The following is a 23247-nucleotide window of genomic DNA, read 5'->3' on the forward strand; positions in this document are numbered from 1 at the left end:
CTGTGCCGCATGACAAACCATCGAAATTGCTTACGGAAAGCTTACATTTTTGTCACGTTTGCTCCAGGACGGGGAAATGAATGGTGGCTGTTGTTCCGCGTCCGGACACGGATTCGACACTCAGGCCAAGTCCCAGTTTCTGGCAGAGCTTTTTGCAGAGATAGAGGCCAATGCCCGTCGCCTTGGCGCTGCCGCGGCGGCCGTTGCTGCCTGTAAAGCCCTTATCAAAGATCCGGTCAATGTCCTCCGGCGGGATGCCGATCCCGTTGTCAGCAATGGAGAGAAGAATCTCAGCGCCGTTACAGGCGCCGGAAACAGTGATCTCGGCCGGGGTGGACGAGCTGTAGTCCAGGTATTTCAGCGAATTGTCCAAAAGCTGGCCAAGGATAAAATCAGTCCATTTGGAATCGGTAAATACTTCATGTTCCAGCCCGCTGGTGGAAAGTTTGATTTTTTGACGGATGAAAGTTTTAGCGGTTTTTCGTATGACAGGGTTTACCAGGTTCTGAAGACACGTTTTTTTGATAACATAGTCCTTTTCGACGCCGCTGCTGCGCGAATAAAAAAGAGCCTGATTCACATAACGCTCAATCTGGTCGATTTCCTCACCGAGTGAGAGTGTTACAGGTGTCTGATGATTTTCGATGATAAGCTCGGCTGAAGCAATGGGGGTCTTGACCTCGTGAACCCAGGTTTCAATGTACTCCCGGTATTCATTGGAGCTGCGCCGGTAGACGGCAATTTCATCGTTCATGCTCTTGCTGGCGGCTTTCAGCACCTCGTACAGAATGCGGCATTCATTGAGCGAGGGCCGGTTGATGAGCTCAGATAGAAGATATTTTTTGTCAAGCCGGCTGAGCTTTTTACAGACATCATTATAAAAGTGGGCTTTCATAAAAAACTCAACCCAGAAGACAAGAGACAAAGCCAAGAAAAGCACGAGCAGGAGGTAAAAACGGGAGCCTTTATCGACGTGCAGGAGTTCCAGACTTAAGCCCATAAAAACCAGCAGCACTGTTGAAACCGACAAAAACAGAAGCTTATCTTTTACGTAATCCAGAAACCGCATGCGTTACACCATATAGCCCTGGCCACGTTTGGTGACGAGGTAATCCTTCAGGCCGATTTCGCTGATTTTGCGGCGCAGGCGGTTGATATTGACGGTGAGGGTATTGTCGTCCACAAATGCATCGGACTGCCAGAGGGCATTCATGATGGCCTCGCGGGAGACGATTTCGTTTTGATGGGACAGCAGAAGGCGGAGAATACCAACTTCATTTTTGGTCAGTTCGGTCTCCCCTCTGGCGGACTGAATCACGCTTCGGGATAAGTCAAGGGTCAGTCCGTTATGAGACATGGTAGTGGAACCGGCAGAGGGATTGGCCCGTTTGAGCACAGAAGCGATCCGCGCCAGAAGGATTTGAGTATTGTAGGGTTTCGTAATATAATCATCTGCGCCAAGGTTCATGCTCATCAGTTCGTCAAATTCACTGTCCCGGCTGGTGACAATAATAATGGGAACATCCGATTGTTTTCGGATTTCCCGGCAGATATAATACCCGTCATAAATTGGCAGGTTAATATCCAGAAGAATGAGGTCCGGCGGATTGGCCAGAATGGATGTGGTAATGTGTTCAAAGCTGTCTGGGAAAACGGGATCATAGCCGTAGCGGTTCAGAAATTCACTGAGTTCCTGACGGATTTTGGGATCATCTTCGATGATCATTATTCTCATGGAGAGCCTCCTTATAATCATTGATACTTTTATATTAACACGAACACCAAAGGGTTTTCATTAACTTTTTTAAATTACTTTGGAAAAGTGACTGCTCACATTGACAGATGTTTCTTTTAAACGTATAATGGGCATATTATGAAAAAATAGCAACTTGTTTTTATTTGCAGTAAAGTTGGGTATAAAAGTGTCATAAGTTCAATAACCATGTCAAAATCTCGACATGGGAGCGCACTTCTGAGGAGGAAGCTAGATGAAGAAAATACTGATCGTCGGCGGTGTAACCGGTGGTGCGTCGGCTGCGGCAAGGCTGAGGCGTTTGAACGAAGAAGATGAGATCATTTTGTTTGAACGCAGTGAGCATACCAGCTGCGCCGGCTGTGGTCTTCCGTATTATATTGGAGGCGTCATAGAGGAACGCCGGAAGCTGCTTCAAACGGTTTCTGGACTGGCAAAGCGCTATCGTCTGGATATCCGCTGCGGCAGTGAGGTGCTGTCCATCAATCGCGATGATAAAAGCATTACGGTCAGAGAAAAAGAGACGGGCGAAACCTACGAGGAAAGCTATGACAAGCTGGTTCTCTCGACAGGGTCCAGACCTTCTGTGCCGGATTTGCCGGGAATGGATGAAGCTGAAAATGCCTTTACACTAAAAGACGTTCAGGATGCCGATGTTCTTAAAAAAGCGCTTATGACCCTTACTCCAAAGCATGCTGTTGTGATCGGCGGTGGTTTTGGCGGCCTTGCGATGGCTGAAAATCTGCAGCGACTGGGGCTGACGGTTACCATTGTCGAAAAAAAGCGGCAGGTTGTGAGAGCCTTTGATTTTGAAATAGCCCAGATTCTTCATCGTGAGCTCAATGAGCATGGCGTAGGCCTTGTCCTGGATGACGGTGTCAGCCGTTTCGAGAACAAAGGAAAAACGCTGGTTTTAGAGTCGGGACGCACACTGGACTGTGATCTGTCGATCCTGACAATGGGCGTGAAGCCAGAAAGCGGGCTGGCCCAAAGGGCAGGACTGCGGGTAAACGAAGCGGGTTATGTTGTTACAACCCAGACCTACGCTGCGCTGGATGCGGATCTGCTGACCCCGGTGGATGGTATATATGCCATTGGAGACGTGGTTCAGGTACAAAATTTTGTTGACAAGCAGCCGGATGCGGCAGGGCTTGCGGGACCGGCCACAAGGCAGGGGCGTGTGCTCGCAGATCATCTGGCGGGTTTACCGACTGTTAACAACGGTCTCCAGAGAACTTCTATCCTCAAAATATTCGGTAAAACAGCTGCAACGACAGGAAATAATGTTGCCCGTCTTAAAAAAATGGGTATTTCTTATCAGGAGGTACACGCACACCGGCTGTGCCACGCAGACAATTATCCCGGAGCTTCGCTTATTGATCTGAAGCTTATCTATGATCCCAAAACCCTTAAAATTCTTGGTGCACAGGCAGTGGGGAAGGAAGGGGTAGACAAACGGATCGATGTAATCTCAACGGCTATGCGCCTGGGGGCTACTATAAGGAATCTTGCCTGTCTGGAGCTCTGTTACGCACCACCTTATTCTACGGTCAAGGACCCTGTTAATGTTCTCGGTACCATTGCGGGGAATATTAGTGAAGGGGTTTATAAAACCATTTCCTGGGATGAGATAGAGGGTATTGTAGCAGATGGCGGATTTCTGCTTGATGTCATGCCACCGGAAGAATTTGATAAAGGTCATATCAGCGGTGCGGTTAATATTGAGTTAGATAGTCTTCGCGAGCGGCTGGATGAGCTGCCTCAGGAGAGAGGGCTGCCGCTTTATATCTGCAGCGGTACCGGCCAGAGGGCCTATACGGCGGTCCGCCTTTTGCGGGGATGCGGATATAATAACCTTTATCTTTTATCAGGCGGATACGCCACCTATTGCGATGGCACCTATCAGCCGAACGCATAATGAAATTTGAATAATCGATGATATAAATGGAGGAACAAAAATGAACGAACTGGATCAGATTAAAGAATTGCACGACATGTTAAACATAGGTCTTGGGTTTGAAAAGGACCTGAAAAAAGTTGGGATCAACACTCCGGACGAACTGCGCAAGGTTGGCAGCAAAGAGGCCTTTCTCCGGCTTAAACGAGGCGGTGTCCAGAATCTGAATCTTAACAAGCTGGCCGCCCTCGAGGGTGCAATACGGAACGTTAAAAAATATGCTCTGGACGAATCGACCAGAGAGGACATGGAAGAGTTTTACATGACTTATGAGCTTTAAAAAAAGAAGATACGGCGTCTTGCCGTATCTTCTTTTTTGTTCTAGAAGTCCATTTTCTTTTCAATATAGCCGACCACTTCATCAATGGGCAGGCGGACCTGTTCCATGGTATCACGGTCACGCAGGGTGACGGCATTGTCTTCCTGAGTATCGAAATCTACCGTTATACAAATTGGCGTGCCAATTTCATCCTGACGGCGGTAACGCTTGCCGATGCTGCCAGCTTCATCGTAATCGACCATGAAGTGCTTAGCGAGCTGGGCATATACTTCCGTTGCTTTTTCGCTGAGCTTTTTAGACAGCGGGAGGACAGCGGCTTTATAGGCAGAAAGCGCGGGGTGTATCTTCATTACATTTCGTTCTTCGCCGTTTTCAAGGGTTTCCTTTTCCATGGCGTTACACAGGAATGCTAAAAACATACGGTCAGCCCCAAGAGAAGGTTCAATGACGTAGGGAAGGTATTTTTCGTTGGTTACCGGATCCTGGTACTGCATATCCTTGCCCGAAACATTCTGATGCTGTGTGAGATCAAAATCGGTACGGTCCGCGATGCCCCAGAGCTCACCCCAGCCAAAGGGAAACAGGAACTCAACATCGGTAGTGGCATTGGAGTAGTGGGACAGTTCCTCTTTTTCGTGATCTCTGAAACGGACATTTTCCTCTTTCATGCCAAGGGAGAACAACCAGTTGCGGCAGAAGTCCTTCCAGTAGGTAAACCATTCGAGATCAGTACCGGGCTCGCAAAAAAATTCAAGCTCCATCTGTTCAAATTCACGTGTTCTGAAAATAAAGTTACCCGGCGTGATTTCGTTACGGAAGGATTTACCAATCTGTCCAATACCAAAAGGAATTTTTTTACGGGTCGTGCGCTGTACGTTTTTAAAATTGACGAAAATCCCCTGGGCGGTTTCAGGTCTCAGATAAATTTCGGATGAGCTGTCCTCTGTGACACCCTGGAAGGTTTTAAACATCAGGTTAAACTGGCGGATATCGGTGAAGTCTTCAGCGCCGCATTCGGGACACTTGATGTGGTTTTCGCGGATAAAATCCATCATTTTTTCATTGGACCAGCCGTCAACAACCGCTTCCTCACCCCTTGCGTGAAAAAAGTCTTCGATCAGCTTATCGGCGCGAAAACGTGTTTTACAGGACTTGCAGTCCATGAGCGGATCATTAAAGCCGCCGACATGGCCGGAAGCAACCCAGGTTTTCGGATTCATCAGAATCGCAGCGTCAAGGCCGACATTATAAGGTGATTCCTGGACGAATTTCTTCCACCAGGCTCTTTTTACATTATTCTTCATTTCGACCCCGATCGGGCCGTAGTCCCAGCTGTTGGCGAGACCATCATAAATTTCAGATCCTGGAAAAACGATTCCTCTCATTTTTGCCAGGCTGACAATTTCATTCATCGTGAATGCAGACATAGTATCCTCCTACAAATTTCGTTTATCCTACTATTTTACCACAGTTTCTATCAAAAAACAGTGCCTAAAAATAATTTATAAAAAAGTAAATTTGTTGTTAAAAAACAGAGCGATTAGTGTTAAAATACCTATAAGTGTGTTTAAGAAAAAGTACAGAAAACGAGATTATGCTTATGTGGAGGAAAGTATGACATTATCGATGTTTATTGGTCTTTTTGGGGGCCTGGGGAGAGTTTGTGTCAAAAGTCCACCTAAATCCCCAAAATCGTGGTATAATTAATACATAATCTTAAAATAATCGGGAGGGTATTCTTATGGATTTCATTATTGGAAATAATCGTCATCAAGGGATGTTACTTCCAGACTGTATCGAGGATTATGTCGATGAAAATAATCCTGTACGTGTCATTGATGCTTATGTTGATACCTTAGATTTCGAAAATCTCGGATTTAATAAGTGGAAACCCAATCAAACAGGCCGCCCGATGTACTCGCCACGTGATCTTCTAAAACTTTATATTTATGGCTATATGAATCACGTGCGTTCTTCCAGGCGTCTGGAAATTGAGACCAAACGAAACCTCGAAGTGATTTGGCTGCTTCAAAAACTTTCCCCGGATCATAAAACCATTGCCCGCTTTCGCCAGCAAAATCCAACGGCACTTAAGAATGTCTTTAAAAACTTTGTACAGCTCTGTACCCAATGGGAGCTTTACGGTAAAGAACTGCTTGCGATTGATGGCAGCAAATTTAAAGCCTGGAATACCAAAGACCGCAACTTCACCAAAAACAAACTAAAGGATCGGATTCAGCATATCGAAGAAAAAATCGAAAGCTATCTTGATGCTTTAAATCAGAATGATGCACTTGAAAATCAAAGCACTTCTGAAATATCCAGCGATATAAGCGAAGTTATTCATCAGCTCACTGACCGCAAAACACTTTATGAATCTTTTTTAGCGGAGCTCGCTGAAAGCGACGAAACCCAAATTTCGCTTACCGATCCCGATAGCCGTCTGATGAAAACTAAAAACGGGCTTGATGTCTGTTTGAATATTCAAACCGCTGTCGACAGTAAAAACAAAATGATTGTTGAATTCACGGTTGAAAATCAAGCTCAGGATAAAAATTTAATGGGTCCTTTAGCTCAAAAAGCGGCAGATTTATTGGAAGTGCCCGCCATGACCGTCGTTGCAGATAACGGCTACGACAGTGTAAGTGATGTGGCTCAACTTTATCTCAGTGGTCATCGTCCTGTTGTTGCTGGAGGGGATTATGAATTTTGTATTCCTACAGATGCGGCAAATACTGAAAAGATTACCGACTATGATTCGAACGTTGCACGCGCGATTTATCTTCCAGAGCGTAATATTTTCATCTGTCCACTAGGAAAAGTGTTAAGGCCCTGTACTTATAATAAAAATAAACATGTTGCCAAATACGATAATACACAAGCCTGTAGACACTGTCCTAAAAAATGTACAAAAATGCGCTATTACCGCGCCGAGCGTGTCATGAAACCGTCAGAATACACCAAGGCCTTCGATGATTCCGACTTATTCCTTCGAAAAGTTCACATCTTTCAAAATAAAGAGATCGTTCGACAAAGAAAGGCCATTGTTGAGCACCCCTTTGGAACCGTAAAACGCGCAATGGGCATCTCCTATCTTTTACTGAAAGGCAAGCAAAAGGTAGAAGGTGAGATTGCGCTTGCTTTTCTTGCCTTTAATCTTAAAAGAGCCATCCATATCATGGGAATCCAGCCATTAATCCAAGCAATCCGAGCATAGCGCTTCTTTTTTTGCTCTTTTTTCAAAGTTCAACCTTTACCCAGGGGTTTGGGGACGGAGTCACCAACAAGAGACTGTGTTTTGACACAGTCTGGGGATGTTTATCTACGGGATGCATCTGATGAGTGAGGGCTTAAAGATTGTTGCCGGTAATAAGATGAAGCATCTTTTGGAGATTTTGACAAACAATCGCTTTAAAGCTGTGCTGTGTGGGATCATTGTCACCATTATGGTTCAGAGCTCCAGCACCACGACGGTTATGGTGGTTGGTTTTGTTAATGCATCACTGATGACGCTTACTCAGGCGGCTGGGATTATTCTGGGAGCCAATATTGGGACCACCGTAATGGCACAGCTCATTGCCTTCAACGTCACAGCGGTCGCACCCTTTTTTATCGGTGTGGGTACCTTTATGGCTCTTTTTGCCAAAAAGAAAAGCGCGCGGGATCTGGGGAGTATTCTGCTGGGCTTTGGGATTTTGTTCTTCGGCGTCAATCTGATGTCTTCAACCATGGAGCCATTAAATGACAGCCCGGAGTTTATACATCTGTTAACGACCTATGGCAAAAACCCGATTTTCGGTCTGCTGCTGGGCACAATCATCACGGGCATTATGCAGAGCTCCGGCGCGACACTCGGTCTGCTTCAGGCTCTGGCTATTTCCGGTGTTTTCGCTGGCGTCGGCGGAACAGACGCGATCCAGATCTGTATTCCGATTATGATCGGTACAAACATTGGGACCTGTGTCACCGCGCTCTTATCCAGCATCGGAACATCCACCGCGGCCAGAAACGCGGCCTTCATCCACCTTTTTGTGAATATTTTCGGAGCGGTATGGGTAATGATAGTACTGGGTATTATTGATGCAGTTGCGGTTGTCAATCCGATTTATGAGTTGATTGTCAATATTTCAGGAACGACGATCACAGAGACGGGTCAGGTACTGCCCAATGTCGCGCGCCAGATCGCCATGTCACATACCTTCTTTAATGTAGCCAATACCATTGTGCTGCTGCCGATTATCGACCGGTTTGTAACGCTGCTGGAAAAAATGTTTCCCACAGCCGAAGAGGAAAAGGGGCTGCAGCTGGACGAACGTCTTCTCAATAACCCGTCGGTTGCCCTTGGCCAGGTTGGCAAGGAGGTTATCCGCCTGAGCGAAATGGCAAAGAAAAACTTTAAAACTGCCTGTGATGCAGTCATGACAGGTGATGAAAAACTGATTGAAAAGATTATTGAGCGTGAAGAACGCATTGACGAATTTGAGCATGGTATTATGGACTTTACGGTCAGGCTTTCAAACATGAATGTATCGGAACAGGAAAATGACCGTCTGGCCTTTTATCTGAAGGGAAGCCATGACCTGGAACGTATCGGTGATCACGCTGAAAATATCAGTGAGCTGGCTGAAATGAAAAATCGTGAAAAAATCGCCCTGAGTGATGTTGCGACAACAGATCTGGAAAATCTCATTGAGTTTACAAACAGAACATTGAACGATGTGAGCCAGATGATTGAGACAGAGGACAGAAGTCTCTGCGAACGTGTCTTAAATGAAGAAGACCAGATTGACGCGCTGACCGATAAGCTCAAAAATGAACATATCCGCCGCCTGAATAAAGGACAGTGTAACGCCTACGCGGGTGTTGTATATCTTGATCTGCTGGCGAACATTGAGCGTGTCGGCGACCATGCGTCCAATATTGCCAATGACATATTGGAGCTTAAGGAGCAGCGCGGCGTCAACAAAATTGAGGAGGTAATTTACTAATGCATTATGATATTATCATTATCGGGAGTGGCCCTGCCGGGCTGTCAGCGGGTTTATATGCCGCCAGAGGGCAGATGCGCACACTCATTCTTGAAAAGGGCGGCCTTGGCGGTCAGATTGCTACCAGCTGGGAGGTCGAGAATTATCCCGGAGCGCCGGCAGATACCACTGGCCCTTCTCTTACTGAGAGAATGAGGGAACAGTGTGTGGATTTTGGTGTTGAATTTCAAACGGAAGAGTTTAAATATTTTGAAAAAACCGGACAGACCTTTGAGGTAACCACAAGCAGTACTGTCTATCAGACAAAGGCGATTATCGTTGCAACGGGCGCCCAGCCAAAACTGCTTGGCTGCCCGGGAGAGCTTGAGTTTCGTGGACTGGGCGTCTCCTACTGCGCTACCTGCGACGCCAATTTTTTCAGGAACCTTGAAATTGCTGTTGTCGGTGGCGGCGACACCGCCATTGAGGAAGCCATTTATCTGACCAAATTTGCGTCTAAAGTAACGGTTATCCACCGCAGAGACAAGCTGCGTGCCGCTAAGGTTCTTCAGGAGCGCGCCATGGAAAATGAAAAAATCCGTTTTGTATGGGACAGCGTGGTTGAGGAGATTAAAGGCGATGGGCTGGTCCAGAGCATTGTGGTTAAAAATGTTAAGGACGGCGCTCTTACAGAGATCCCGGTACAGGGGGTGTTTGTCTATGTCGGCCAGATCCCGCACACTCAGTACTTTGTTGGCACTTTAGAAAAGGATGCACGCGACTACCTGATCACCGATGAAGATATGTGCACCAACATTCCAGGCGTCTTTGCGGCTGGCGATGTGCGCCGTAAATCTCTGCGGCAGGTGGTGACAGCGGCGGGAGACGGAGCGATTGCGGCTGTCAGCGCCATCAAATACATTGAGGATTACTCGGAAGTGGCAGAATCATGAAACGGCTGGCAGCGGTTATCCTCATTCTGCTGACTGCCCTCAGCTTTGGTGGATGTCAGACAAAAGGCGGTGAAAAGGCTTATGAGGAACCCGTTATCATGTTCGCAGCCGGTGTCGGAGGTGTCGAGGATGGCTCTTTTAACAGCAGTATTATCAATGGCTTGCGAAAGGGCGCCCGTGAGCTGAAGTATGACCTGAAAATTCTTCAGAGTGAGACGGATGATCAATATGATGAGAATCTTAAGGCTGCGATTCAGGCAAAACCGGCGATGATCATCAGTGTGACAGGCCACAGTGATCAGCTGCTGGCAGCGGCGGCTCAAAATCCAGATATCCATTTTGCGTTGATTGACGGAACCACCCCAAAAAACGCAGGAGCTGATTTGCCGGCAAATTTTGTTTCGATGAATTTTGACAATGCCCAGGGTGCTTTTCTGATGGGCGTTCTGGCGGCATCGGCCAATGACACTTCAGGGGTTCAGGGGTTCATCGGTGGTATGGATATTCCTGTGGTAAAGAGCGCGGAGATTGGCTACCGCGCCGGCATTAAAGCCGTTTCTCCGGAAAATGTTGTGGTGAGCAGCAATATCGGCAGCTTTAATGATGCCGAAAAGGCGGGGCAGGTGGCCGGAGAACAGCACAATCAGGGAGCCGGCGTTATTTTCGGCTTTGCGGGCGGCTCGAATATCGGCGTCATAGAGAACGCCGCGTCTGGCGGTTACTGGTTTATCGGCGTTGATCAGGACCAGGCTGTTGTCTATCCGCAGTTTGCGCCGACGATCCTGTGCTCAATGGTCAAAAATGTTGACAACGCAGCTTACGACGCTGTAAAAATGCAGATGGACGGCAGTTTTAAGGGCGGCATTTACGAGTATGGTGTGGGAAACGGGGGAATTACCCTTGGCAGCGCAGGCGGCAATATTACACCGGAGCTTCAATCCATATATGATACATGGCAGAAGGCGATTTCTGACGGAAGCGTCAGGGTACCTGAAACCCAGGCTGAGCTGGACGCCTTCAATGGCCATACTGAAGAAGAATAATACGGAAAGATGATGCGGCAGAACGCCGTATCATCTTTTTTAAATTTATTTTAATGGGAAAACATGATATAATACCTTGATAGATTAGAATAAAGCACCCGAATGATGAGGAGATTATAATGTATAAAAAAATATTAGCCATTACTTTGGCGGCCCTACTGTTTCTGGCCGGCGTGAACCCCGCCTTTACCCAGGATGGTAACGATAATCCGCCAGATGGAACCATCGCGCTGACCATCGTGCACACCAACGATACGCATGGACAATATAAAAACAGCGCCAGTACGGTTGGCTTTGAAAAGGTCAAGGCCATTGCCGATAAGGAGAATGCAGATTTGATACTGGATGCGGGGGATGCATTCCACGGCCTGCCTTTTGCGACGATTGAACAGGGGAAAAGCACTGCGGAGCTGCTCCGTGCAGTTGGATATGATGCGGTATGTCCTGGGAATCATGATTTTAATTACGGCGCAGCAGCGTTGAAGGCGCTGGGAACGGAAGAACCAGCTGTTAAAACGGAGGATTCAGAGGGCAGGGCCGATAAGGCGCAAAAGAATTTTAAGCTGCTTAACGCCAATGTCGTTAATGCCTCCGATGGTCAGAATTATTTTCAGCCTTACATGACAAAAACCGTAACGCGTGGTGAGGAAGTCTCGGTAAAGGTTGGTGTTTTCGGACTGATCAGCCCGGATGTTTACAGCTCAACCGCGCCGGAAAATGTAAAGGATGTCCGATTTGACGATGCTGTGGAAGCGGCGAAAAAGACCGTTAGTAAACTGAAAAACGATGAAAAATGTGATGTTATTATCGCACTTACCCATATTGGAATGACTGAAAAGGAAGGCATGCTGAGCAGCCGGGACATTGCGAAGGCAGTGCCGGAAATCAATGTCATCATTGACGGACATACGCATGCGCAGTATGACGAAGTGGTGGGAAACACATTGATTGCCCAGACTGGCGCCTATTTCAGCAATGCCGGTATTGTGAAAATTTTTTACGAGCCTGATAGCAGGAAAATCGTCAACACAGTCGGCCGCGTTATTTCGCCGACGGATGCTGAGGCGTATGAATCAAACTGGGAAGTCTCAAAAATCATTGAAGACATTGAAGCGCGGCAGAAGCCTGTTTTAAACCAGGTTGTTGGGAAAACCGACGTACCGCTGGAGGGCAGCGCGATTAAAACCTATACTGAAGAAACAAACCTGGGGAGGGTGATTACCTCGGCTTATCTGGAGACGACGGGAGCTGATATTGCCTTTGAGAACTGCGGAGGGATTCGAGCGTCCATTGCAGCAGGGGATATCACCAAGGGCAGCGTTATTGGCGTTTCACCCTTTGGCAATTATCTGGTGACCAAAAAAATTACTGGGGCTGATCTGAAAAGCATTCTGGAAAAGTCTCTTGAAATGGGGGCGAATAACCTAAAGGCTTATCAGGAAGGAAAACACGAATGGCCTGCAAACGGCGGCGGTTCCTATCTGCAGATTGGCGGTATGAAGGTGGCCTATGACCCAGCCAGGTCTTTGGACAATCGGCTGGTATCAGTAGATATCGGCGGCGCTCCCCTTGATCTTGACAGTACCTATACCGTGGTGACCAACCAGTTTGTGGCTTCAAACGCCTCCAAATACCCTGAGCTGGCGGTCAAGCCAGAGCTTAACCAATACGGTGCTTCTGAGGAGGCGGTGATGCGCTATATCACAAACCATTCGGGCAAGGAGGAGTGGGTAGCCTTGATGAGTGAAAAAAATCTGAAAGCCGTGGGGGGCAGCGGGGATACCGGAACACAGCCCGGAAATGAAGCGGTTGAGAATCAGAATCCCATGACGGACCCCTCTGAGGAGGAGCAAAAACAAACGTCAGGTACCCAGAATATAACCGGAACAGGTGAGAATGCCCCAACCGGAGTCTTTGACAACAAGGCTGGAGCGGCTATTTTTGCCGCGGCAGCCCTGGCTGTGCTGATACTGGGAGCGGCGGTGTTTAAACATGAGAGTGACTACCGTCAGCAGAAGGAAAAATAGAACAATGACCTTTTTTACAGGTTGTGCTTTTATTTACCTGTAAAAATTAGAGGATAAATAGTAAAAAAAGGTTATTGAGAGAAACAGCATGGAAGTATTAAGAAAAATCTTTTATAATATTAAGTAAAGAATGGCTGGTGTTAATAAGACAGCTCGTTCTCTAATTTTACAAACATGAGGAGGTAATTATGGCTCAGATTTTAATTTCACCAAGCAAATATGTTCAGGGGTCCGGTGAATTGTACCGTTTAGGAGAGTATGTTTCTGCATTGGGGAAAAAGGCACTCTGCCTGATTACAGACAGCGGCCTGAAACGAAATCAGGCTGTGCTCGACAAAAGCTTTGAGGGAAGCGGCGTATCCGTTGATTATGAAGCTTTTAACCGGGAATGCTGTAAGAAAGAAATCGACCGGATCGGCGCGGTCTGTAAGGAAAAAGGGATTGATGTTGTGATTGGTGTAGGGGGCGGAAAGACCTTTGATACCATCAAGGCCGTAGGCTATTATCACGACCTGCCGGTTGTGATTGTCCCGACCATTGCCTCCACCGATGCGCCGTGCAGCGCCCTGTCGGTTATTTACACCGAAGACGGCGTGTTTGAAAGCTATTTGTTCTTAAAACAAAACCCAAATCTTGTTCTGGTTGATACCGACATTATCGCGAAATCACCGTCGCGTCTGGTTGTTGCCGGAATGGGCGACGCACTGGCGACCTATTTTGAAGCGCGCGCCTGCGAAGCCAGCAACGCTTCTACCTGTGCGGCTGGCACCACGACAATGGCGGCACAGAATCTGGCAGAGCTTTGCTATGACACGCTGATTGAAGAGGGCTTTATGGCCAAACTGGCAGCCGATAATAACTGCTGTACCAAGTCGCTTGAAAAAATTATCGAAGCAAACACACTGCTCAGCGGTATCGGGTTTGAAAGCGGCGGCCTGGCAGGCGCCCACGCGATCCACAACGGCTTTACCGTATTGCCGGAATGCCACCATATGTATCATGGCGAAAAAGTAGCCTTTGGCACACTGGTTCAGCTTGTTCTGGAAGACGCGCCAGTAGAAGAAATGGAGGAAGTATTGGAATTCTGCCTGTCGGTAGGACTGCCGGTAACGCTCAAGGAACTCGGCGTTGAAGAAGTCACAGAAGAAAAGATCCGTGCAGTGGCTGAAGCTTCTACTGTCCCGGACGAATCCATTCACAATATGCCATTTGAAGTAACCGCTGATTCTGTTTACGCGGCGATTATGGTAGCGGACAGCCTCGGTAAGGAATACTTGGGATAAAAACAGGAATGAAAAAAAGCTCCAGTGCAATATTGGAGCTTTTTTGACCCATAGGGATTAAAAACAACACTTGATATTTAATGAGAAAAGGTATACACTAAAGAGAGTGGGAGCGTATCGCTCCCGATCTTAAACTTAAACAGGACCGGCAAAACGATCCGATCAGGAGGTTATACAATGAAGAAAGAGCAACTGGAAAGAATGGCGAATGGCAAAGGCTTTATCGCGGCCCTGGACCAGAGCGGCGGCAGCACGCCAAAGGCACTGAGATTGTACGGCATCGCTGAGGACAGCTATCAGGGCGATGATGAGATGTTTGATTTGGTTCACGCCATGCGGGCGCGGATCATCAAAAGCCCAGCCTTTACATCAGAATATATTCTGGGGGCGATTCTCTTTGAAAAGACCATGGACCGTACCATTGACGATGTTTACACAGCCGATTACCTCTGGGAGAAAAAGGGAATACTGCCGATTTTAAAGGTCGATAAGGGTTTGGCCGAGGAAAAGGACGGCGTTCAGCTCATGAAGCCGATCCCGGATCTGGACGGCTTACTCAAGCGGGCGGCAGACCGCCATATCTTTGGTACAAAAATGCGCTCAGTCATTCAATCTGCCAATGCGGCTGGCATTAAACAGATTGTTGACCAGCAGTTTGAAGTGGGTCTGCAAATTGCGGCAGCCGGCTTTGTGCCAATACTGGAACCGGAAGTCAATATCAAAAGCGATGATAAAGCAGAATGCGAAAAAATACTGAAAACGGAAATTTTAGACCGCCTGAATACCCTGGACGACAATGTCCGTCTGATGTTTAAGCTCAGCCTTCCATCTGAAAACGGATTCTACAGCGACATTATCGCCGATAAGCATGTGGTGCGCGTGGTCGCGCTATCCGGCGGCTATACCCGTGAGGAATCAAACGCCCTGCTGGCACAGAACCCGGGCCTTATCGCCAGCTTTTCCAGAGCGCTGTCCGAAGGGCTGAACGCGAGCCAGAGCGACGCGGAATTTAACGCCATGCTGGCAGAGTCGATCAAGAGCATCTATGATGCCTCAATTAAATAGCATTCAACGCAAAAGACCGTATCTGTAAGATTCAGATACGGTCTTTTTTTATTTCAGATATTGTTTACTGCTCATCACTCAGGAGATCAGGTAGATCATAAACCCAAAGAGAAGTTCCTCGACCGATTGCAGGCTTTCGGCCGCAAAGGGAGCGGCTTCCTCGGGAATATCATATTTATTCATGGTTTCTTCAAAATCAGTGTAATATTCGGATTTTACAGTCATTGGTGCCTCCTGTTAATAGATTCCGTATTCATGTACGAAATTGAATACTGCTTTTAAGTTCGCTGGATTAATATCATTGAGGCGGAGAATGGCTTTGTCAAAGCCAAAAATATATCCGCCGTCCGGGGCGAAGATGTCGATTAATTCTTTTGCCTTGTCGATACATGCCTGCTCAGTGCCCGATTTTAAGAGACCGATGGGGTAAAGGCCGCTGACGATATGCCGGCTGCCTACCTTTGCTTTTATTTCCTTAGGGTCGCCATATTCAAAAACCATCAAAGTGTTTTCAGGCAGCTCATTTAAATAGACCAGGTAGCGGGACCAGTCTTCTTCCACAAAAAGATTGGCGCCGGCTCCCGCGGCGTTCAGCCCTTCGACATAAGCTTTAAAGGTTGGCCAGTAGAATTTTAGGAAGTCCTTTTCGCGCATGTACGGCGCCATGTGGAGCGGGATAAAGGTTCGGTTATAGCGGCTTGAAGCAGGATTTACACCAGCCTTCAGGCAGACCGGCAGTAATGCCTCACAGGCGGCAATGACTTTGTCCGGACAGCGGCGGATATCCTTGCTGATGCCTGAGAAAGAGCGCAGCTGGTCGGAAAGCGTATCCAGCGGCTCGGCTGAAGCGGCTGAGGCCATGGTATAGGTGCTCCGTCCATATTTTTCGGCAATTTTCTGATAGCCCTCACCCAGTGCGGCCATACTGCTCGCAAAGGTAAAGAAGGCCTTGGCCAGAACCTTCTGCCCCTCAAATCCGGGGCGGTTGAGTTCTTCATAAATTCTTGGAAGAATGGTTTGCCAGAGTGTTTTTACCGGATCGGCAATAAAGGCGTCGTAATCCTCAACCTCCATACCGCGGACCTCCGGATGCTGTAAAAATCCATCGGCGCCCATTTTAAAGTTTTTTGCTCCTAGAATTTTATAAAGCTGTGGAAGACGGATGGTAATGCCAAGAACCGTGTCCCCGTCAAAATCGCGGGTGGTGACGTCAATGGCTTCCAGGGTTTTTTCGATACTGTACTGTTCTTTTTTGAGGCTATAGCCGGCATACTCAAGACAGAAAGCATTGTCAACATTTGTGAGAATTGGAACGCGTGAGGGCATTTTTCCATCAAAAACAGCCTCAAAAACTTTATTTACCGCATGGGTTTTTTCATTTAAAGATATATTCATACTACCTCCCAGTAATAACTGATCGCGAACAGGTTTTAACGTTGACTTAAGAATAACAGGTTTCAAATTCAAAGTCAAGTAAAAACTATTCGCGAACAGGAAAAAACTGTTCGCGAATAGTTTTTCTTAAGGATTGCTTGAAATATCTTTTTTTTTGTGGTTAAATAGTACAAAAGACAGCGATGGGAGAAAAAACGTGAAAGAGAAATTGGATAAAAAAAAAGCGAAGCAGATTATTTATGAAACAGCAAAGCGTTTATTCTTTGAAAAAGGGTATGAGGTCGGAAGCCGCCAGATCGCAAAGGAGGCAGGTGTCAGCCAGGCGCTCATTACCTATCATTTTGGCAGCAAGCGAAACATAGGTATTCAGGTCCTTAAGGAGGATTATCAGGTGCAGGCCTCATACCTGAAGTATTTTGTCGATCCGAAGGAGGAACCCCTGTTTTTTATTATCAATTTCCAAAATATGACCATGCGCATCCGTGAGCACGACCCGCGAATGGCTTCTTTTATTACAGGTGTGATGAAGGAGGACTTACTGGAGGAATCCATTTACGAAGGCAATCAGGCTGAAATTTTTGAAGCTCTTGTCCGTGAGATGCCGGCCAATGGTTATAGCTTTGAAAAAAATTATAAGCTTGCTCTGGGGACAATTTTCGGCATACAGCGTTCGCTGCAATGGAAAATTAATCAGGGCTTTGATCTGACCTACGCAGAATGCTTTGATTATGTTGTGCGTAGCTTTAATTTTGCTCTCAACCTGAATTTTACCGAGGTGGAGATTCAGGACATGATTGAGCGGTCAAATCGGATGGTCGATCAGCTTTTCGAGCGTTATCCGCAGCTGTTAGATACCGACCAGTACCTTGTGGCACAAAATATGGGATCAGATTCCTGAATCTGGTCTTTTTTTATTTTAAGAAAGGCTACAGGTTTTTAAAGCCGCTTAAAAAGCCTGTTTTGAACAAAAAGATCATGAAAATCGTTTGCGGATTTTACTTTTCTCTTGAAGTCTTTCAAAAAAGGTCTATAATAATATTTAAGTTACTTAACTATTATGTTGGGTAATAATTAAGATAGCAAAAGAAAAATGGAGACCGCGATTCCGTTGGCTTCGGAAGGTCTGGTTCCCAAAAGGGAAGGAGTTTATCATGGATCATGAGAAAAGCCTTGGGGAAACGTTTCTGGCCAGTTTAAACAAGGTAAAAAAGAATCTGTTTCACACCATGAGCAAGCAGCGCATTGACGGCCTGCGCCAAAGTGAATTTTTTATGCTGATGCGTATTGCCAATCACTGTAAGGAGCAGGAAAATGAGCATTTGAAAAATGGAACAGCACCACTACCCGGGGTGCGTATCTCAACGCTGAGCAAGGCGACAAACAGCTCGATGCCCGGTGTTTCTCAGATGATTAACGTCCTCGAGAACGCTGGATACGTGGAGCGTATCACCACCAAGAAAGACCGCCGCGTTGTTTATGTCAATTTGACCGAGGCCGGAAGGGTCATGCTGAAAACAGCACCAAGACCCATGCTCAACCTGCTGACTCGCACAACTGAGGAAATGGGAGAAGAAAAAACCAGGCAGTTTATCGCTTTGATGGATGAGTTTTCCGAGACCATCGAGCGGCTGAACCGCGAAAGCAACTAAAACGGAGTAAGACATTAAAGAAAGGAAGCAAATATGACAAAATTAGCAAAGTATCTCAAACCCTATATCGGTTCGATTTTGCTGGCTTTTATTCTGCTGTTTGTCCAGGCAATGTCGGATTTGAATCTGCCAAATTTCATGTCCGATATTGTCAATGTGGGGATTCAGCAGAATGGGATCGAGCATGCCGCGCCAGACGCCATCAGCGAGCAGGGATATGATTTTATCACCAGCTTTATGACCGATGAGCAGAAAAAAACCGTATCAGAGGCCTATGAGGAAGTAACGCCCTCGGTAGCGACCGATAAACAGATTAAAAAATATCCTGAAATGAAGAATGAGCGTGCTTATGTGCTCAGGAACACAGATGAGGATACCTACACGAAGCTGGATGCCATCTTTGGTGAGGCCGACTGGACTTTTATTAATTTCGTAGAGGATATGGCCGAACAGAAGGGAAGCACAGCCAGCCAGGAGGACATGACGGCCAACGTTGACGACATGGATTTATCCAAGCTGTATGAAATGACACCTATGCTGAAAATGGTGCCAAAGGAACAGTTCGACAGCGCCAGAGAAAAGGCCATGCAGACGCCAGAGTCCACCCAGCAGCAGACAGGCGCCATTTTTGTCAGGGAATTCTATAAAGAATTAGGCGCCGACACCAGCCATATACAGACCATGTATATCCTTAAGATTGGCGGCATCATGCTGGGATTATCGCTGCTTGGTGTTATCGCAGCCATTTGTGTTGGCCTGCTGGCCGCCAAGGTGGCCGCTGGTTTTTCACAGGTGGTGCGTAGAGATATTTTTAAGAAGGTTGAGTCCTTCTCAAACACCGAATTCAACCGGTTTTCAACTGCCTCGCTCATCACGAGGAGCACCAACGATATCACCCAGATGCAGACACTACTGATCATGGGGATACGAATGATCTGCTACGCCCCTATCATGGGCATCGGCGGGATCATTATGGCGCTTCGCGAAAGCACCTCCATGAGCTGGATTATCGCAGTGGCAGTTATTGTGCTGATCGGTGTTATTCTGATCGCTTTCTCACTGGTGCTGCCGCGTTTTAAAATTGTGCAGAAGCTGGTGGACCGCCTGAACCTGGTCATGCGTGAAAACCTTAATGGGATGTCGGTGATCCGCGCCTTTGGGAACCAGAATTTTGAACGTGAACGCTTTAAAACTGAAAATACAAAGGTGACGAATAACAACCTCTTTGTCAACAGGGCCATGGTTTTTCTGATGCCGGTCATGATGCTGATTATGAACTGTATCACCCTGCTGGTTATCTGGGTTGGCGCACATCAGATCGCGGACTCAACCATGCAGGTTGGTAATATGATGGCCTTTATGCAGTACGCCATGCAGATCATCATGTCTTTCCTGATGATTTCCATGATGTTTATCATGGTGCCGAGAGCCGCTGTTTCCGGCGAACGTATCGCAGAAGTGCTGGCAGTGGACCCGGTGATCAAAAATCCCAAAAATCCAAAGCCCTTCCCTCAGAATATGCCGGGACGACTAGTGTTTGACCATGTTTCCTTCCACTACGAGGGCGCAGACGAGGACGTGCTCCATGATATTAGTTTTGAGGCTGATCCAGGACAGACAACAGCCTTTATCGGCTCTACCGGCTCAGGTAAATCAACACTGATTAACCTCATTCCCCGTTTTTATGATGTGACCGACGGCGCTATTACGCTGGATGGTGTGGATATAAGAGACGCCTCTCTCCATGACCTGCGTGACAAGGTGGGTTATGTCCCTCAAAAGGGGGTTCTGTTCTCAGGAACCATTGATTCCAATCTTCGCTATGGCCGCAAAGAGGCCACCGAGGAGGAAGTGCGCCAGGGGGCGGAAATCGCCCAGGCTATGGAATTTATTAACGCGAATTCTGATGGTTTTGAGCGTGAAATCGCCCAGGGCGGCGACAATGTCTCCGGTGGGCAGAAGCAGCGTTTATCCATTGCCAGAGCCCTTGTTAAAAAACCGGATGTCTATATTTTTGATGACAGCTTTTCGGCTCTTGACTTTAAAACAGATGCAGCCCTGCGTTCGGCCCTCAAGAATTATACTGAGGAGGCTACCGTGCTGATTGTTGCCCAGCGTATTAATACCATTATGAACGCTGAACAGATTATCGTTCTTGACGAAGGCCGTGTTGTCGGCAAGGGAACCCATGAAGAATTATTGAGAAGCTGCAGTACCTATCAGGAAATCGCAAGCTCACAGCTGTCAAAGGAGGAATTAGGAAATGTCTGATAAAGTAACGAAAGCAACGACTCCAACGCCTCCAAAACGCCGTGGCCCCATGGGCCGTGGGCCGGTGATGGCGAGCGGTGAAAAGGCAAAAGACTTTAAGGGGACCCTTAAAAAACTTTTAGCTTATCTGAAACCCCATCGGGTTGCCGTGACCTTTGTCGTGATCTTCGCCATCGCTTCAACTGTTTTTAACATTGTTGGACCTAAAATTCTGGGACAGGCAACCACGAAAATTTTTGAAGGCGTGATGGATATGATCGCCAATACCGGCAGTGGCATTGATTTTGAAGGTATCGCAAAGATTTTACTGTTTTTGGTAGGACTGTATATTATCTCGGCTGTTTTCTCAGTGCTCCAGGGATTTTTGATGACAGGCGTGTCGATGAAAGTCACCTACAAGCTGCGTGAAAATACCTTTGCGAAAATAAACCGTCTCCCTTTTAAGTATTTTGATAAAACAAGTTACGGCGAAGTTTTGTCGTTTTTAACCAACGATATTGAAACGGTCAACCAGACCCTTAACCAGAGTTTGACCCAGATTATTACCTCTGTGGCAACCGTTATTGGTATTCTGGTCATGATGTTCTCCATCAGCTGGCAGATGACCCTGGTAACGCTGTGTATTATTCCACTGTCCTTTGTGTTCATCGTACTGGTGGTCAAGCGGTCCCAGAAATATTTCAGCAGCCAGCAGGAATATCTTGGACACATCAATGGCCATATTGAGGAAATTTATGGCGGCCATTCAGTGGTTCAGGCCTTTAACAACGAAGAGGAAGCATACAAAACCTTTGAGGGCCTTAACAACAACTTGTATGGGTCGGCCTGGAAATCGCAGTTCCTCTCGAGCCTGATGCAGCCTATTATGGCCTTTATTGGAAACCTGGGCTATGTGGCTGTGTGTATTTTGGGCGGTTATCTGGCCGTTAACGGCCGCATCTCCGTCGGGGATATTCAGGCGTTCATCCAGTATGTCCGTCAGTTCAACCAGCCGATCTCACAGATTGCCAATATGTCCAATATCATGCAGATGACTATGGCTGCGGCTGAGCGTGTCTTTACATTCCTGGCTGAGGAAGAAGAGGTGCCGGACCCGCAGAATCCGGTGTCACCTGCAGATGTCCAGGGGAATGTCACTTTTGATCACGTTCATTTTGGCTACAACCCGAACAAAATCATTATCAATGATTTCTCCGCACAGGTAAAGAAAGGCCAGAAGATCGCCATTGTAGGGCCTACCGGCGCGGGCAAAACCACGATTATCAAGCTGCTCATGCGTTTCTACGATGTAGACTCCGGCGCGATTCTGGTGGATGGCCACAACATTAAGGACTTTAGAAGAAACGATCTGAGAAGCCAGTTTGGGATGGTTCTCCAGGACACCTGGCTGTATAACGGCACCATTGCCGACAATATCCGCTATGGGCGTCTGGACGCTACCGATGAGGAGGTTCAGCAGGCCGCTGTGGCCGCCCAGGTGGACCACTTTGTAAGAACACTGCCCGATGGCTACAGTATGGTGCTGAACGAGGAAGCCAACAATGTGTCCCAGGGGCAGAAACAGCTTCTGACCATTGCGCGTGCGATCCTCGCAGATCCTAAAATTTTGATTCTCGACGAAGCGACCAGCTCTGTCGATACACGTACCGAAATCCTCATTCAGAAGGCCATGGATAACCTGATGCACGGGCGGACCAGCTTTGTCATTGCCCACCGCCTGTCCACCATCAAGAACGCAGACTGTATCTTCGTGATGAAGGACGGCGATATCATTGAACAGGGAACCCATGAAGAACTGCTTGCCCGAAATGGCTTCTACGCAGACCTGTATAATAGCCAGTTTGAAGTGGAAGAGGAGGCGTAAAAAAACAATTATGAAATACAATATTGTCACCATTGAACGGGAATATGCCAGCGGCGGCCGGGAAATCGGCTACCGGACAGCAGAAAAGCTGGGGATTCCTTACTACGGGAAAGAAATACTGGAGATGGCTGCGAAAAAGAAGGGCGTTTCCCCCGAATATCTTGAAGAGCTGGAAGAAACACCAACCAACAGCTTCTTCTACTCTGTCTACATGCTGTCTAAAAACCTGATAGGCGATACGCCCAGCCTGCCGGAGAACGATGCGCTGCGGCTGGCAGAAGCTGAAATTATCAATGATCTGGCAGCGGAAGGCTCCTGTGTCATCATTGGCCGGTGCGCCTGCCACGCCCTGAGAAGACGAAAGGATGTCCTGAATGTTTTTATCCACAGCAGCTGGGAGGCCCGTGTAAAACGGGCGGTGGAGACCTACGGCGTGGACGCGGCCAACGCAGAAGTTGTGCTGAAAAAGTTTGATAAACGCCGCGCCTGTTACTATAATGCGAATACGGGCAAAAAGTGGAGTGACCCCGAAGGCTACCACATGATTCTGGATTCGGGCAGGCTTGGAATTGGAAAATGTGTGGATATTTTAGAAAAAGCTGTGGAGTGAAATAACCGGAAAATGACAATGCAGAGAGGATACGGCAAAATGCCATATCCTCTTATTTTAATTTATTTTTCGCAAAATATGTGAATGCTTAAAGTTTTGTTAAAATTACTGATATTTTTTGTTTTTCTAA

The 23247-nt window shown here is 47.2% G+C and carries 19 protein-coding genes; 14 read left to right on the plus strand and 5 right to left on the minus strand.

The window, feature by feature from the left end; genetic code table 11:
• Positions 1-52: 52 nt before the first annotated feature.
• Together B2M23_RS08980 and B2M23_RS08985 are read right to left on the minus strand one after the other, a co-directional pair.
• Positions 53-1069 carry a sensor histidine kinase gene (locus tag B2M23_RS08980; protein ID WP_038352800.1) on the minus strand — a complete coding sequence of 339 codons (1017 nt, stop codon included), beginning with the start codon at positions 1067-1069 and terminating at the stop codon, positions 53-55.
• Between the two features lie 3 nt (positions 1070-1072).
• Entirely contained in the window at positions 1073-1735 is a 663-nt protein-coding gene (locus tag B2M23_RS08985) for a response regulator transcription factor (protein ID WP_038352799.1), read from the minus strand.
• 253 nt (positions 1736-1988) lie between these two features.
• Here B2M23_RS08985 and B2M23_RS08990 point away from each other — a divergent pair, with 253 nt between their 5' ends.
• Positions 1989-3671, plus strand: coding sequence for an FAD-dependent oxidoreductase (locus B2M23_RS08990; protein ID WP_038352798.1), 1683 nt, complete (start codon positions 1989-1991; stop codon positions 3669-3671).
• A gap of 40 nt (positions 3672-3711) precedes the next feature.
• Entirely contained in the window at positions 3712-3990 is a 279-nt protein-coding gene (locus B2M23_RS08995) for a TfoX/Sxy family DNA transformation protein (protein WP_013381742.1), read from the plus strand.
• A gap of 41 nt (positions 3991-4031) precedes the next feature.
• On the opposite strand, the gene B2M23_RS09000 is transcribed toward B2M23_RS08995, so the two are convergent.
• Positions 4032-5417, minus strand: a complete 1386-nt coding sequence (locus B2M23_RS09000) for a glycine--tRNA ligase (protein WP_038352797.1) — start codon at positions 5415-5417, stop codon at positions 4032-4034.
• 314 nt (positions 5418-5731) lie between these two features.
• On the opposite strand from B2M23_RS09000, the gene B2M23_RS09005 reads away from it, so the two are divergent.
• The 7 genes from B2M23_RS09005 (at position 5732) to B2M23_RS09035 (ending at position 15328) form a co-directional block, all read left to right on the plus strand.
• A complete protein-coding gene (locus tag B2M23_RS09005) occupies positions 5732-7207 on the plus strand; it encodes an IS1182 family transposase (protein WP_038354278.1) in 1476 nt (491 codons plus the stop codon).
• Positions 7208-7304: 97 nt separating this feature from the next.
• On the plus strand, positions 7305-8978 hold the full coding sequence (locus B2M23_RS09010; protein ID WP_081571158.1) for a Na/Pi cotransporter family protein: 1674 nt from the start codon (positions 7305-7307) through the stop codon (positions 8976-8978).
• Positions 8978-9910 carry a thioredoxin-disulfide reductase gene (gene trxB / locus B2M23_RS09015; protein ID WP_038352795.1) on the plus strand — a complete coding sequence of 311 codons (933 nt, stop codon included), beginning with the start codon at positions 8978-8980 and terminating at the stop codon, positions 9908-9910. The genes B2M23_RS09010 and trxB overlap by 1 nt, the downstream gene beginning before the upstream one ends.
• Complete coding sequence (locus B2M23_RS09020) at positions 9907-10953, plus strand: BMP family lipoprotein (protein ID WP_038352794.1); 1047 nt, start codon at positions 9907-9909, stop codon at positions 10951-10953. Before trxB ends, B2M23_RS09020 begins: the two co-directional genes overlap by 4 nt.
• A gap of 119 nt (positions 10954-11072) precedes the next feature.
• A complete protein-coding gene (locus B2M23_RS09025) occupies positions 11073-12980 on the plus strand; it encodes a bifunctional metallophosphatase/5'-nucleotidase (RefSeq protein WP_038352793.1) in 1908 nt (635 codons plus the stop codon).
• A gap of 188 nt (positions 12981-13168) precedes the next feature.
• Positions 13169-14263 carry a glycerol dehydrogenase gene (locus B2M23_RS09030; protein ID WP_038352792.1) on the plus strand — a complete coding sequence of 365 codons (1095 nt, stop codon included), beginning with the start codon at positions 13169-13171 and terminating at the stop codon, positions 14261-14263.
• A 177-nt stretch (positions 14264-14440) separates the two neighbouring features.
• Positions 14441-15328, plus strand: a complete 888-nt coding sequence (locus tag B2M23_RS09035; protein WP_038352791.1) for a fructose bisphosphate aldolase — start codon at positions 14441-14443, stop codon at positions 15326-15328.
• A 78-nt stretch (positions 15329-15406) separates the two neighbouring features.
• Here B2M23_RS09035 and B2M23_RS21145 read toward each other — a convergent pair whose 3' ends face one another.
• Complete coding sequence (locus tag B2M23_RS21145; protein WP_167495274.1) at positions 15407-15553, minus strand: hypothetical protein; 147 nt, start codon at positions 15551-15553, stop codon at positions 15407-15409.
• Between the two features lie 12 nt (positions 15554-15565).
• Entirely contained in the window at positions 15566-16723 is a 1158-nt protein-coding gene (locus tag B2M23_RS09040) for a uroporphyrinogen decarboxylase family protein (RefSeq protein WP_038352790.1), read from the minus strand.
• Positions 16724-16919: 196 nt separating this feature from the next.
• On the opposite strand from B2M23_RS09040, the gene B2M23_RS09045 reads away from it, so the two are divergent.
• The 5 genes from B2M23_RS09045 to B2M23_RS09065 all read left to right on the plus strand — a co-directional run bounded on the left by B2M23_RS09045 (position 16920) and on the right by B2M23_RS09065 (position 23117).
• Entirely contained in the window at positions 16920-17621 is a 702-nt protein-coding gene (locus tag B2M23_RS09045) for a TetR/AcrR family transcriptional regulator (protein WP_052237308.1), read from the plus strand.
• 253 nt (positions 17622-17874) lie between these two features.
• Positions 17875-18372 carry a MarR family winged helix-turn-helix transcriptional regulator gene (locus B2M23_RS09050; protein ID WP_013381731.1) on the plus strand — a complete coding sequence of 166 codons (498 nt, stop codon included), beginning with the start codon at positions 17875-17877 and terminating at the stop codon, positions 18370-18372.
• A gap of 33 nt (positions 18373-18405) precedes the next feature.
• Complete coding sequence (locus tag B2M23_RS09055) at positions 18406-20643, plus strand: ABC transporter ATP-binding protein (protein ID WP_038352789.1); 2238 nt, start codon at positions 18406-18408, stop codon at positions 20641-20643.
• A complete protein-coding gene (locus tag B2M23_RS09060) occupies positions 20636-22507 on the plus strand; it encodes an ABC transporter ATP-binding protein (protein WP_038352788.1) in 1872 nt (623 codons plus the stop codon). The genes B2M23_RS09055 and B2M23_RS09060 overlap by 8 nt, the downstream gene beginning before the upstream one ends.
• A gap of 10 nt (positions 22508-22517) precedes the next feature.
• The gene (locus tag B2M23_RS09065; protein WP_038352787.1) at positions 22518-23117 is read left to right on the plus strand and encodes a cytidylate kinase-like family protein; all 600 of its coding nucleotides are present in this window, start codon (positions 22518-22520) and stop codon (positions 23115-23117) included.
• The last annotated feature ends 130 nt before the right edge of the window (positions 23118-23247 follow it).

This window comes from Eubacterium limosum (assembly GCF_000807675.2).
GTDB classification, from domain to species: Bacteria; Bacillota; Clostridia; order Eubacteriales; family Eubacteriaceae; genus Eubacterium; species Eubacterium limosum.